Here is a 12,737-nt window from a genome sequence, read left to right on the forward strand (position 1 = left end):
AAAACCAACATGGCGCAATTTTTTAAGCCGCAGAAGCGCAATAAGTCTGTAAGTAAAACCCTAAAAGGTCAGGTGTCAGCACTTGACCATCAGGCGCGTGCGGTTGTACGTGCAGTTATAAAAGGCCAGCCCACTCGTTTTATTATGGGCGCCTTGCCGGGCGAGGTTATAGAATACAAAACTGCCGGCAAACACAGTGGTCATTTAGAGCGTATTCTGGAGCCCAGTAGCGACCGTCGCGAAGCGCCTTGTCAGTATTATGCTAGCTGTGGAGGTTGCGACTTTCAGCACATAGACGAGCAAAAACAGCTGGCTCATAAGCGGCAAGTGGTGGAAGAGCTGTTTCAGAAGTTTGGCGTATTTAATCCCCAAACCAGCAGTCTGCCGTGGCAGGAACCGCTGGTCAGCGAACCGATGCGTTACCGTCGCAGAGTGAGGCTGGCAACGCGCTGGCTGGGCAAAGAGCAAAAGCTGCTAATTGGTTTCAGAGAAGCGCAAAGCCACCATATTGTGCCCATAGAAGATTGCCTGGTAGCCGATGAAATTCTGCTGCACTGCGTAAATACCCTATACCCGTTATTAAATACATCGACTGTTGCCAGCAAGCTGGGCCATATTGAAGCAATAAACACCAACACGCCCGTTATTTTGCTGCGTATCACGGAAGCGCTGCCGGGTGATGCTATGCAGGCGTTGCAGGAGTGGCAAACGGTCAATAAAACCAATATTTGGTTACAGAGCGAGAATGATCTGCAGCCTTTAGCCGGTGCTGCAATGCCTTTTGATACTAGCATCGACGGCGACAAGCTGTATTTTCAGCCGGGTGACTTTCTACAAGTTAACGGCGGTATTAACCAGCGCATGGTGCAACAGGCTATGGACTGGCTGAAGCCAGAAAAAACACAGCGCGTGTATGACTTTTTCGCCGGTATTGGTAACTTCAGTCTGCCGTTGGCGCGCCGGGCACAGTCGGTACTGGCGGTAGAAGGTGTTTACCGTATGGCCGAGCAGACGCGCATTAACGCCGAAAGCAACGGTATGGATAACCTGAGTTCACTTAGCGCTGACTTAAACGAAATAACTGCTTCAGACTTAGGCAAACCCGCTGATTTGTGGTGTTTAGATCCTGCCAGACCAGGAGCTGAAGGTGTGGTGAAGTTGCTGCATAAGCTGAAGCCCGAACACAGACCACAACGCATTTTGTATGTTTCCTGCGCACCGGATACTTTGGCGCGGGATATTGCCGGCATGCTAACCGAAAGCAAGGGCTGTAATTACCGCATAATTGGCCTGAGTACAGTTGACATGTTTCCGCAAACGCATCACATTGAAACTATGGTTTGTCTGGAGAGAGCGTCGTAAATCATGGTCCATGTACGCAGTACCCACGTGGATGACCCCAAATACAAAGACAGTGAACAGCACTGGCTGAACGCTGTGAGTGATCCTGAGCCGTTAGAAAGTACTTTTCAGCAACTGAAGCAGCAGTTTCCTGAGGAAGCTGAAGCCTTGCTGAAAGGCCAGGAAATGGTCGAAATACTGGCACCGCTAAAGCTGGATGCCGAATCCTTGCTGGCGGCGTTATACGTGCCATTGCTGGAAGCAGGCAAGCTCGATTTAGACAAAATCACCGGTAAACAGTCGAAAACCTTGATTGTGCTGCTGCGTAACGTACAGCAAATGCAAAGTATAGGTGACTTACAACACTTCCAACACGGTCAGCCAGACGGCAGCCAGATAGACAATGTGAGACGCATGTTACTGTCTATGGTGGAAGATGTGCGCGCGGTGCTGATAAAACTGGCCGAACGCATTTGCTACCTGCGCGAAGTGAAGAAAGCCGACGAAGAAACCCGGGTACTGGCCGCTAAAGAGTGCGCGGAAATATACGCGCCGCTGGCTAACCGGTTAGGCATAGGGCAGCTGAAGTGGGAACTGGAGGACATTTCTTTCCGTTACCTGCATCCTAAAACCTACAAAACCATTGCTCAGCGTTTAGATGAGCGCCGTACCGACCGCGAACTCTACATAGATAACTTTGTGTCAGGTTTGCAGGAGTCACTGAAGCAGCAGGGTATTGATGCCGATGTCTATGGTCGCCCCAAACATATTTATTCTATTTGGCGCAAAATGCAGAAAAAGCATCTGCAGTTTGACCAGCTGTTCGACATTCGCGCCGTACGTATTCTGACGCATAACCTGAAAGACTGTTACGCCGCACTAGGCGTTGTGCATTCCAGTTGGCGCCATATTGCGTCCGAGTTTGACGACTACGTGGCAACGCCTAAACCGAACGGCTACCAGTCCATACATACCGTGGTTATTGGTCCTGAACACAAGAACGTTGAAATTCAGATACGCTCGCACGACATGCACGACGACGCCGAGTTGGGCGTGGCCGCGCACTGGATGTACAAAGAGGGCGCAGCCGCCGGTAAACGCCACGGTTTTGAAGACAAAATAGCCTGGCTGCGTAAGCTACTGGCCTGGCACGAAGACATGGCCGGCAGCGAAACTCTGGTAGATGAAATTCGCTCGCAGGTGTTTGAAGACCGTGTGTACGTGTTTACCCCGAAGGGCGAGGTAGTGGATTTGCCCATGGGCTCAACCCCGCTCGATTTTGCTTACTACATTCACAGTCAAGTAGGGCATAAGTGCATTGGCGCTAAAATCGACAGCCGCATTGTGCCTTTTACTTACCAGTTGCAAAACGGTGACCGGGTTGAAATTCTGACTCAGAAAAACGCCCAACCACGGCGCGACTGGTTAAATCCGCAACTGGGTTACCTGCATTCGTCACGGGCACGAGCCAAGGTTCACACCTACTTCAAAAAAGAAGACCGGGAAAAGAACCTGCAGGCCGGTAAAGAGTTACTGGAAAACGAACTGCAGAAGTATCAACTGCATGTGCAGGATGCCAACAAAGCGGTCGAGCGCTTTAACGTGCCGACGTTGGACGATTTGTTAGCCGCTATTGGCGCTGGCGACGTTCGCTTGCACCAGGTGGTGAACTTCCTGAAACCGCAGGAAACCGAAGCCGACAAAGTAGAGCGCTTAACTAAGCGTCGTAAAGCCAAGCAGTCACCAAAAACGCCGAAGTCGGACGTAACGGTAGAAGGCATTGGTAACCTGATGATGCACTTTGCTAACTGCTGTGAACCGCTGCCGGGTGAGCCTATTACCGGGTTTATTACTCAGGGGCGGGGCGTGTCCGTGCACCACAGCGACTGCGATCAACTGAAGCATTTATTGCACCAGCACCCCGAGCGCGGTATTGAAGTGTCCTGGTCGGGGCATTCCAAACAGGAATACCGGGCAAGCCTGCGTGTGTCGGCTTTAGATCGTAATGGTTTGTTACATGACATTACCAGCGTGCTGTCGAATGAAAAGGCGGCGGTGGCGCAAATGGACAGCGAGAGCGATGCGCAGTCACAGTCGGCGACAGTAGTGTTAACTCTGACCGTAAAAGACAGCGACGCGCTCAGCCGCATTACAGACAGACTGCGCCAGGTTCATGGTGTTGAGCAAGTTCAGCGCATTACTTTAAAGCTTTAGTTGAAACAATAGAGGTACCTCAGTGAAAGGCATGCAACAACTGCAACAGGTTATGACTCAGTTACGCAACCCAGAAAGCGGCTGCCCCTGGGACTTAAAGCAGAACATGACCTCGTTAATTCCTTACACCATAGAGGAAACCTACGAAGTTGTGGATGCCATTCAGTCGGGTAACTGGCAGTCGATAAAAGATGAGCTGGGCGATTTACTGTTTCAGGTGGTGTTTTATGCTCAATTAGCGCGCGAAGAGCAGCAATTTGAGCTGGATGATATAGCTGTACATACCGCTGAAAAGTTGATAAACCGCCACCCGCATGTGTTCGGCACCGATGCGCAGCGCAATCTGTCTGACGCCGAAATTAAAGCCCAGTGGGAGCAGATAAAGCAGCAGGAACGTACAAAGAAAAATGCCAAAGGCTCTGTGTTTGACGACATACCCAGCCAACTGCCCAGTATTCTAAAAGCCGCCAAACTGCAAAAGCGTGCCGCGTCAGTAGGTTTTGACTGGACCGAAGCCGAACCGGTTTACGCCAAAGTTGATGAAGAGATTCAGGAAGTAAAAGAAGCCACCGACCAGGACCATATTGAAGAAGAAATTGGTGACTTATTGTTTGCCGTAGTTAACCTGGCCCGCCACAAACAAGTAAACCCCGAAGCCGCGCTGCAACGCGCTAACGACAAATTCAAAAGCCGTTTTCAGCATATAGAGCGAAGCCTGAGCGAGCAGGGTAAACACCCAACTGACTGCAACCTCGAGGAACTCGAAGCGCTCTGGCTGCAAGCTAAGAAGGCGTAAGGGCAAGCCTGCGATCGGAAATGCGGCTGAACCAGCGGTTCGGGTATTTCTATATTGAGTAAAAAAGTCTTACTACCCAGCCGGATACATATAAGCCGAGACCAAAAATTGTATGTGTTATTAAGCTCTGTAGTCGGGCAGAGGCTGGGTGTTGTGTTTTGGACGCTGCAATACCTGCTCCCATACCTGGCTGCATAATGAGAAAAGGGGCTAAAACGGTAGCTATACCGACTAGTAGTGCCGGGGTAATTGTCGGATTGTGAAGCCACGACTCTCCCCAAATAGTAATGAGTAACGCAGCAAAAATAGCGCCTATTATATAGTGCGCCGTCCATCCTATAAAATGCTCCCCGGTTACCTTACGGGACTTCGCAATGGCGTTATGTCTGAATTGACCGTGAGTCATGTGGGTAATCCAGCGCCCAACCATTCCATAGTTTGGAAGAGGGATACCAAGCAGCGATTTACGCACGATACTCCACAAATCCATCACTGCAGTTGCTCCAAACCCGATTAATACTATAACTAGAAAATTGCTCATAATTATCTCCTTTGTTCGTCTTGATTTTGAACCAATGACAGCGTACAACTTAAAGTTAACTTTAGGTCAAGAGGAATTTATGGATATTGCTAAGGTTGCCAAACTTTCTGGAGTTCCAGCTTCTACTTTGCGCTTCTATGAGGAGAAAGGACTGATCACTTCTGTCGGGCGGCAAGGGTTGCGTAGGGTTTTTAACGCGAACATACTCGATCAATTGGCATTGATCGCTCTTGGGCGGGCGGCAGGTTTTTCACTTGATGAAATTGCACGCATGATCGGCTCAAAGGGAAAACCCAATATAGATAGAGAGTTATTAGCGAATAAGGCCGATGAACTGGATAGAACGATTCAAAAGTTAACAGGAATGCGCGACGGCCTTCGACATGCTGCCGCTTGTTCCGCGCCAAGCCATATGGAGTGCCCGAAATTTCGTCGTCTGCTTGGATTAGCGGCAGATGGGGCATGGTCTAAATAACCGTTTCGCCAAAATAACAACCAACTTTCCGGTTCTTGCCTATCTTATCGGTGTTCACTGAAAATTAATTTCCTAAACCAAGATTGAAACTTTACTGCATAACCATAGTCAGTTATTTGCAGGAGTTACATTTTTTCAACAATATAAGATGTAATTCTACATTTGGTTTTTACAATTAGGATTCATTGTGAATAAAATAAAAATAATTTTACTAGCCAGCATTCTAACTCTGGCAACGGCATGCAGTAACATTCCACTTAGCACCATGATAAAACTGATGGATCTAAATCCTTTAGAGACTGATCCGAAGCAGTTGGTTGTTGCGGTAAAGGCCCCGGAAGGCGTTGACGTGCGCGATGGCGACGTGGTTATTGATTTTGATTTTCGAACTGACGATCCTGAATACAGTTTTAGTCATAATTTTCCGGTAATAATTAATGATGACTACCTCGTTCCTGATAACTTAAAAGAAGATATTGAGGACAACGAGAAAATAACGATCATGCAGTTATCAAAACAAGACGCACAGACAATGTATGAAGGGCAGAAAGCTGTAAAAGAGTATCGTAGTAAGAATGAGGCCGGAGGAGCTGGCAGTATGAACGTGAGACTAGTCTCTGCCTGCCGTGGCGATAACTTCTCATGGAGTAATTCAGAGTTGGATGTTTATTTAAAGACTCAAGACGATGAAGATTTTTTCTTGTTCCTTGAGGACATGGATATCACTAAATTAGACGGCGATATTCAGCGCAATATTAATGCTATTCCTAATTGTGGGGAGGCCGAGTAGGTGATCTGGATGTGTTCAAGAGTTATGAGTTAATGGGGAGGGTTAATGAACAGTATGGTTAAAAAGCCATGGTTTAAAATAGCTTTTATTGAGATTCTGGTTTGCTGTTTTCCGTTAGGAGTTTTTACCTTTATAAGCTTGGCGAAACGTGATTTTTCTTTGATGTTTTCGAGTTTTATTTTATTGATGATACTTTTCGCTGGCTATATTTTGTTTAAGAATTATCAGTTCGTGAGTCCATCAAGAAAATGAAATGGACTTCCCAGACTTTGCTAGACACTTTTAACGGTTACAATGTAACTAAAATGAGAGGTGTTTATGAGCAAAGGCAAACGGTATACCGAAGAATTTAAAATTGAAGCCGTCAAGCAGGTCACCGAGCGCGGTCACTCTGTTTATGACGTCGCTGATCGTCTGGGCATTTCCGTCAAGTCACTTTACGACTGGCGTGCTAAATATGGTCAGGACAATAAAACTAACCAATCCTCCGATGAACAACTGCGCATAGCGAAGCTTGAGGCTGAGCTAAAACGCGTTAAGGAGGAACGGGATATACTAAAAAAGGCCGCAAAGTACTTTGCAGGCGAGTCCGAGTAAAGTACGCCTTTATCCGAGATCATCAAAATCAGTTCTCTGTTTCGGCTATGTGCCGGGTGTTGAAATTGAACCGCAGTGGCTTCTATGCCTGGCTAAAGAAGCCTTTGAGCGATCGCGCCATAGAAGACGCACGGCTTTTAAAACGCATTAAAGCGTTCTTCATTGCCAGTGGCGGCACTTACGGCAGCCCCTGGATCCACAAAGACTTACGTGAAGCCGGTGAAAAATGCAGTGTGCATCGTGTTGCTAAGATCATGCGCCTCAATAAGCTCAGAGCTCAAATCGGTTATAAGCGTCGGCATATAAAAGGCGGCAAGCCTGGCCGAGTGGCAGACAATGTCTTAGAGCGGCAGTTTAACCCTGAAGCGCCGAATACCTCGTGGGTAAGTGACATCACCTACGTGCGCACTTACGAAGGCTTCCTTTACGTAGCAACGGTTATCGACCTGTTCTCCAGACGCGTTGTCGGCTGGTCAATGGACAAAAATATGGATAAACACCTGGTTATCAGAGCACTGCTTATGGCGGTTTATCAACGACGCCCGAAAGAGAAGGTGTTGGTGCACAGCGATCAGGGCAGCCAATACGGCAGCTCTGATTATCTGGCGTTCATGAAAGAGCACAATTTAGTACCGTCGATGAGTCGACGTGGAAATTGTCACGACAATGCCGTTGCTGAGAGCTTTTTTGCTACATTCAAAAAGCGGGTTATCCGAAAGAAGATTTACCCAAACCGAAATGAGGCAAAGACTGAGATATTTAATTTTATCGAGATGTTTTACAATCCGAAAAAGCGTCATTCTCATACAGGCGGGGTATCGCCTGCTAACTTTGAAAAGGCGTACTTTGAGGATTTACAGACTGTCTAGTGAAAGCTGGGAAGTCCAAAATGGTTTACTTAGTTGGATTTATGGAGAAAACAGAATGACAAAAAGAGATATCTCAAAATTGATAAATAAACATAGCGTAAAACCAGCCATTGCCGTTATTTTACTAGTAGTTGCAAGCCAAATTCTAAACGGCTATCTTTTTGAAGGTGCTCCTGTTTCACCGATATTGATAGCGTTTTTCTCTATAGGTGCTTGTTTGTACACTTTTCAGAAAGTACTCGTAGAGCTATTTGTTAAAGAGAGCTTGTCTGAAAATACTGAGTCCCAGTAGTTGAATATAATGACCCTGTCAGTAAGAGGGAATGTCGTTAGACAGTTCCTTGCTGAATGGGTGACCAGAGTCACAAAATGAAAAGAGGCTTTTTATCAGCATTACGAGTTTATTGCGCGAGACGGCGAAAACCTCGGGAAAGGTATGTGTCGCTTTGTTCGAAAGTAGTCGATTTAACGAAAATACACATTCGGGTATTACGCTAACTCCGCTGCGGAGTATCGCCACGAGTATATGCAAGTTGTGATTTTAGCATTGACCGCGGCATTGCCTTGTTGGCTAGCCGCATCAGGCTTCCTGTGGCTAGTCAGGGAAGTAGTACCCAAAGTGGTGCTGTTTTCAGTTTATTTTGTGACACTGTGTCTGTGTGCTTTTTACCTTTTTACCAACTTGTACGCCTTTGTCATGTGGTTACTTGATAAATAAGCTTTGTGAAAAATGCTATGAAAACGGAAACTGTTACTTATTTAAAAGAAAATGCGAATTCGCTTCAGGTAGTTAAGCTGAGCGCTAACTACCCAAGGCTGTATCCAGCACAAACATCAGCACGAAACCCAGCATCAGACCATTCGTTGCAGACATTTCGTGGCCTTGTTTGTGTGACTCGGGAATCATTTCATGACTGATGACGAATAACATAGCACCCGCGGCCATAGCCAGCCCCCAGGGCAGCACAGCTGAGTTGCTTAATGCAATGGCGCCAATAACAGCCATTAATGGCTCCACCAAACCGGATAACATCCCGACACCAATTGCTATCTTACGGCTATAACCTGCGGCCAATAGAGCCATGGCTACGACAAAGCCCTCAGGTATGTCTTGCACAGAAATACCGGTTGCCAGAGTGGACGCTCCGACTGTGTCATCGCCGGCGTAAGCTACGCCTATTGCCAACCCTTCAGGAATATTGTGCAGAATAATTGCAAAAACAAACAACCAACTGCGCTTCAATATCAGTGCCTGGCGTCCTTCAGTACCTTTAATAAAGTGCTCATGTGGGACACTGCGCTCCAGAGCCATCATTAAAAAAGAGCCCAAAAGTATAGCCGCAGACACTTTTAGCGGCGCATGCCAAGCGGTTTGTGTCGCTACTTCAAATAGATCTAACGCCGGTACAATGAGAGAAAAAATGCTGGCTGCCAGCATAACTCCGCCGCCAAACCCCAATATTGCAGCATGTAAACGAGTTGATAATCCACGAGAGAAAAGAGCGGGAAGGGTACCCGCAGCCGTGGCTCCAGCCGCTACCATTCCGGCATAAAACGCGTAGCGTACATGGTCCTGATTCTGCATTAACAGAATGAGCTGATATAAACCATAGCCAGCGCCCAAAACCAGGACGAACCAACCGACTAGCTTGCTTCCAAGACGCCAACCCGGTTGAAATAATTCCATTACCTTCATTCATGTTCCTCAAAACGCCTGGCAACTTCCGGCCAGTGAACCACTTCATAAAATGCTGCAATATAGTCTGCACGTTTGTTCTGATACTTTAAATAGTAAGCGTGTTCCCAAACATCCAGCCCGAGTATGGGAGTCAGTCCATCCATTAATGGACTATCTTGATTCGCTGTACTGGTTATTTCAAGTTGTCCGTTGGCATTAATCACTAACCAGGCCCAGCCGCTACCAAACCGACTGACCGCAGCCTGAGTGAATTGTTCCTGAAAGGCCTTAAAGCCGCCAATGTCGGTCTCTATGGCTTTAGCCAGATTGCCTGTTGGTTCGCCGCCACCGTCAGGCGACATTACCTCCCAGAACAATGAGTGGTTAGCATGGCCACCACCATGATTACGCACAGCAGACTGCATATTACTAGGTATACTCTCAATTTGTCGTAACAGTTCAGATAAGTCCCATTTTTCGTAACGGGTTTCGGCCAGTGCCTGGTTCAGACCGTTGACATAGGTCTGGTGATGTCGCTGATGGTGAATTTCCATTGTCATGGCATCGACATGAGGCTCAAGTGCATCGTAGTTGTAGGGTAACGCAGGTAATTTAAAGCACATAGTTTACTCCTGATTAATTTGAAGTTAACGGTAATCATTATCATTTAATTAAATTGCAAGGCATGCTGATGAGTAACGCAGGAGGTTATTATGGAACTGATACAGAATTGGAAAATGTTACAGCGTATGGGGAATTATGAGTTTGAGCAGGGACAATGGCAAAATGCCAATCATTACTACATGAATAGTATTCTTCTGTTACGAGGACATTTGAGTGATATCCTGAAAAACCAGCATGAGCAGGCTGGCGAGGTTATTATTTGCTTGTCAATTGCGGTGCAGAATCTGTCTGAGACATATAATCGTCAAAATCGCGTGAATTGCTGCGTTTCTCTGTTAAGTCGGGCATTACACAATTTTCAGCAGTTACAGAATACGCTTTCGTCAGATCATCCGGCCGCTATAGCTATGCTTCGCGAAGGCTGCAAGTTGCGACAACTCATGTTTACGTACAAGGAAACAGAGGAACAAACTATGCCTATGAATGGGACTACCGTTGCTGGATATGATACATCAGCGTATTCGCGGCTACATTAATGTAGCCGCAGGTATAGGATTTTGTTAGCACAGTACAATAAACTTTAGCTATGTCCGATGTCGGACGGCCAAGCTTAAAAGACTCCGGTTAAAAAGCCGCTTTAAAAATAGTAACAATGTCTTCGTGACTGGGTTGAATTGGATTAGTCAGGCCACAAGCGTCTTTCATGGCATTGTCTGCCAATGTATTAAAGTCCTCTTCTTTTGCCCCTAATTCTTCCAAACCAGCCGGAATATTGACGCTTTGAGATAGTTTTACAATGGCGGCAATAGCAGCGTCAGCCCCTTCTTTTTCTGTTAATCCCTGTACTTCTGCGCCCAGTGCTTTACCAATGTCTTTCAGGCGCGGTGCGACAACCTGACTGTTGTAGCGTTGCACATGAGGCAATAAAACCGCGTTGCAGACGCCGTGCGGCAAGTCGTAGAATCCGCCGAGTTGGTGCGCCATGGCATGTACATAACCCAGGGACGCATTGTTAAACGCCATACCCGCCAGAAACTGTGCGTAAGCCATTTGCTCACGAGCTTCCATATTCGCTCCGTTATGAACCGCTTCGTGCAGATTGTCCCGGATAATCTCTATGGCTTTTATGGCACAGGCATCGGTAATCGGCGTAGCGTCGGTAGATACATAGGCTTCAACGGCATGGGTCAGCGCATCCATGCCTGTTGCTGCAGTCAAGCTGGCAGGCATACCGACCATTAACCTTGGGTCGTTAACCGACAGAATTGGTGTCACATTTTGGTCGACAATTGCCATTTTAATATGGCGTTCCGGATCGGTAATGATGCAAAAGCGGGTCATTTCGGACGCTGTGCCTGCGGTGGTATTAATACTAATGAGTGGCAGTTGTGGCTTTTTCGAGACATCAACGCCTTCATAGTCACTAATATGCCCGCCATTAGTGGCAACCAGGGCTATACCTTTGGCGCAGTCGTGAGCTGAACCTCCACCTAGTGAAATAACACAATCGCATTGATGTTTCTGCAGAACATCTAACCCGGCTTTCACGTTCGTTACTGTCGGGTTGGGTTGTACGCCATCGTAAATTAGGCTGTCTATTCCATGCTCTTTGAGCAGGGCTTCGATTTCGGCAGTAACGCCCAGTTTGGTCATGCCGGGGTCGGTGACTATCAAGGCTTGTTTAAATCCATAGTTGTCCATTTGCGTAGCCGCATCTTTAAGGGCGTTCTCGCCAATAATATTGACCGCTGGAATATAAAAAGTACTGCTCATGGCATTAGCCTTTTCTGTCAGTGAATTTATATTCTATTATTGTGTTCCTTTGTTTCGCCGAATAGCTTGATCTGAATCAATAATTTGGCGTAAAGATAAAATCAGCACACCAGAGAGTCTGCATATAGCCCCGCTATCATACGTAGTAGCAGGGCTATATCGATTTTTTAGATCATGAAAGGGCAATACCTTAGAAGTCCCAGCGCACACTGGCACTGATATTACGTGGTTCGCCATAAGAGCCGTAGTTGTACACGCCGACACTTTCAAAGTAATTCTTATCAAAAAGGTTGTTAATATTTAATGACGCAGTAAGGCTGTCAGAGATCTGATAGCGGGCAAACAGGTCGGCAACCGTATAACTTTCCTGGCGGGGGATTTCACCATTGGGGCCCACACCTTGGTTTCTTGAAGGGAATACTTCACTTTGCCAGCGAAGCCCACCACCGAGAGTAAGCTCCGGCAAATTCTCTGCAAAGCTATAAGAACTGGTTATTCTTACCATGTCTTCAGGCGCTTGTCGGCTGACTTTTTCGCCGTCATTGTTGCGGGCTACCCGATGTGTATAACCGGCGTAAATTTGAAGGCCGGTCATTAGCTCGCCAGAAAGCTCAGCTTCATAACCTTTGGTTTCAACACCGTCTTCTGCTTTATAGCGTTGCTCTGGTTGGCCAGCGACAATCACTTCAATATCCGGAACCGCAACATTTCGCTGCTTAACCTGGAATACTGCAGTAGAGAAGTTCAGTCGTTGGTTAAAGAATTCGCCTTTCAGACCTATTTCATAGTTTTCGCCGTGCACAGGGTCAAGCAAATTACCATACCGATCTTTTTGAGTTTGAATGTTGTAGATATCGGTCAGGCTGGCGTAGGTGGAGAAATGATCATTAATATCATAAACAATGCCTACGTACGGAGTAATAACACCCGAGTCAGATTCATCCACCGCGGTGACAGGGGAACTCATAGCCTCAGGAGTGTAATTGTACTCTTCATGTGACCATGAACTGGTGCGAAGCCCTACAATTAGTGACAAAGG

The 12,737-nt window shown here is 46.9% G+C and carries 13 protein-coding genes; 8 read left to right on the forward strand and 5 right to left on the reverse strand.

Features of this window, described 5'->3' with window-relative positions; translation table 11 throughout:
* Positions 1-9 precede the first annotated feature (9 nt).
* From rlmD to mazG, 3 genes are read left to right on the forward strand one after another with little or no spacing between them, the layout of a single operon-like run.
* On the forward strand, positions 10-1,362 hold the full coding sequence (gene rlmD / locus DEU30_RS01965; protein ID WP_114981456.1) for a 23S rRNA (uracil(1939)-C(5))-methyltransferase RlmD: 1,353 nt from the start codon (positions 10-12) through the stop codon (positions 1,360-1,362).
* 3 nt (positions 1,363-1,365) lie between these two features.
* Positions 1,366-3,555 carry a GTP diphosphokinase gene (relA, locus tag DEU30_RS01970; RefSeq protein ID WP_114981455.1) on the forward strand — a complete coding sequence of 730 codons (2,190 nt, stop codon included), beginning with the start codon at positions 1,366-1,368 and terminating at the stop codon, positions 3,553-3,555.
* 22 nt (positions 3,556-3,577) lie between these two features.
* Positions 3,578-4,351, forward strand: a complete 774-nt coding sequence (mazG, locus tag DEU30_RS01975; protein ID WP_114981453.1) for a nucleoside triphosphate pyrophosphohydrolase — start codon at positions 3,578-3,580, stop codon at positions 4,349-4,351.
* A 49-nt stretch (positions 4,352-4,400) separates the two neighbouring features.
* Here the strand turns inward: mazG and DEU30_RS01980 are convergent, their stop codons facing one another.
* Complete coding sequence (locus tag DEU30_RS01980) at positions 4,401-4,892, reverse strand: DUF2938 domain-containing protein (RefSeq protein ID WP_011234053.1); 492 nt, start codon at positions 4,890-4,892, stop codon at positions 4,401-4,403.
* A 79-nt stretch (positions 4,893-4,971) separates the two neighbouring features.
* Here DEU30_RS01980 and DEU30_RS01985 point away from each other — a divergent pair, with 79 nt between their 5' ends.
* The 4 genes from DEU30_RS01985 (at position 4,972) to DEU30_RS02005 (ending at position 7,915) form a co-directional block, all read left to right on the forward strand.
* Entirely contained in the window at positions 4,972-5,367 is a 396-nt protein-coding gene (locus DEU30_RS01985) for a helix-turn-helix domain-containing protein (RefSeq protein ID WP_011234052.1), read from the forward strand.
* A 187-nt stretch (positions 5,368-5,554) separates the two neighbouring features.
* Positions 5,555-6,157 carry a hypothetical protein gene (locus DEU30_RS01990; RefSeq protein WP_016341296.1) on the forward strand — a complete coding sequence of 201 codons (603 nt, stop codon included), beginning with the start codon at positions 5,555-5,557 and terminating at the stop codon, positions 6,155-6,157.
* A gap of 318 nt (positions 6,158-6,475) precedes the next feature.
* Positions 6,476-7,623 (forward strand): IS3 family transposase gene (locus DEU30_RS02000; RefSeq protein WP_114981451.1). Its coding sequence is split into 2 segments (ribosomal slippage): positions 6,476-6,713 and positions 6,713-7,623, totalling 1,149 coding nucleotides; the frame shifts between segments, so codons are not numbered across the junction.
* A 55-nt stretch (positions 7,624-7,678) separates the two neighbouring features.
* On the forward strand, positions 7,679-7,915 hold the full coding sequence (locus DEU30_RS02005; RefSeq protein ID WP_016341294.1) for a hypothetical protein: 237 nt from the start codon (positions 7,679-7,681) through the stop codon (positions 7,913-7,915).
* Positions 7,916-8,425: 510 nt separating this feature from the next.
* Here the strand turns inward: DEU30_RS02005 and DEU30_RS02010 are convergent.
* Both DEU30_RS02010 and DEU30_RS02015 read right to left on the reverse strand, forming a co-directional pair.
* The gene (locus DEU30_RS02010; RefSeq protein WP_227016304.1) at positions 8,426-9,310 is read right to left on the reverse strand and encodes a ZIP family metal transporter; all 885 of its coding nucleotides are present in this window, start codon (positions 9,308-9,310) and stop codon (positions 8,426-8,428) included.
* Positions 9,311-9,315: 5 nt separating this feature from the next.
* On the reverse strand, positions 9,316-9,924 hold the full coding sequence (locus DEU30_RS02015) for a superoxide dismutase (RefSeq protein WP_034820536.1): 609 nt from the start codon (positions 9,922-9,924) through the stop codon (positions 9,316-9,318).
* 90 nt (positions 9,925-10,014) lie between these two features.
* Here DEU30_RS02015 and DEU30_RS02020 point away from each other — a divergent pair, with 90 nt between their 5' ends.
* A complete protein-coding gene (locus tag DEU30_RS02020) occupies positions 10,015-10,461 on the forward strand; it encodes a hypothetical protein (protein ID WP_034820539.1) in 447 nt (148 codons plus the stop codon).
* An 88-nt stretch (positions 10,462-10,549) separates the two neighbouring features.
* On the opposite strand, the gene yiaY is transcribed toward DEU30_RS02020, so the two are convergent.
* On the reverse strand, positions 10,550-11,698 hold the full coding sequence (yiaY, locus tag DEU30_RS02025; RefSeq protein ID WP_011234047.1) for an L-threonine dehydrogenase: 1,149 nt from the start codon (positions 11,696-11,698) through the stop codon (positions 10,550-10,552).
* A 190-nt stretch (positions 11,699-11,888) separates the two neighbouring features.
* The gene (locus tag DEU30_RS13625; RefSeq protein ID WP_243734113.1) at positions 11,889-12,734 is read right to left on the reverse strand and encodes a TonB-dependent receptor; all 846 of its coding nucleotides are present in this window, start codon (positions 12,732-12,734) and stop codon (positions 11,889-11,891) included.
* Between the last annotated feature and the right edge of the window lie 3 nt (positions 12,735-12,737).

The sequence above is a fragment of the Idiomarina sp. 017G genome (assembly GCF_004362265.1).
Lineage (GTDB): Bacteria > Pseudomonadota > Gammaproteobacteria > Enterobacterales > Alteromonadaceae > Idiomarina > Idiomarina loihiensis.

What these genes read in the sequence shown, in the direction of transcription:
- rlmD (WP_114981456.1), top strand. Translation starts at nt 10, where the DNA reads ATGGCGCAATTTTTTAAGCCGCAGAAGCGCAATAAGTCTGTAAGTAAA.
- relA (WP_114981455.1), top strand. Translation starts at nt 1,366, where the DNA reads ATGGTCCATGTACGCAGTACCCACGTGGATGACCCCAAATACAAAGAC.
- DEU30_RS01980 (WP_011234053.1), bottom strand. Translation starts at nt 4,892, where the DNA reads ATGAGCAATTTTCTAGTTATAGTATTAATCGGGTTTGGAGCAACTGCA.
- DEU30_RS01985 (WP_011234052.1), top strand. Translation starts at nt 4,972, where the DNA reads ATGGATATTGCTAAGGTTGCCAAACTTTCTGGAGTTCCAGCTTCTACT.
- DEU30_RS02005 (WP_016341294.1), top strand. Translation starts at nt 7,679, where the DNA reads ATGACAAAAAGAGATATCTCAAAATTGATAAATAAACATAGCGTAAAA.
- DEU30_RS02010 (WP_227016304.1), bottom strand. Translation starts at nt 9,310, where the DNA reads ATGGAATTATTTCAACCGGGTTGGCGTCTTGGAAGCAAGCTAGTCGGT.
- DEU30_RS02015 (WP_034820536.1), bottom strand. Translation starts at nt 9,924, where the DNA reads ATGTGCTTTAAATTACCTGCGTTACCCTACAACTACGATGCACTTGAG.
- DEU30_RS02020 (WP_034820539.1), top strand. Translation starts at nt 10,015, where the DNA reads ATGGAACTGATACAGAATTGGAAAATGTTACAGCGTATGGGGAATTAT.
- yiaY (WP_011234047.1), bottom strand. Translation starts at nt 11,698, where the DNA reads ATGAGCAGTACTTTTTATATTCCAGCGGTCAATATTATTGGCGAGAAC.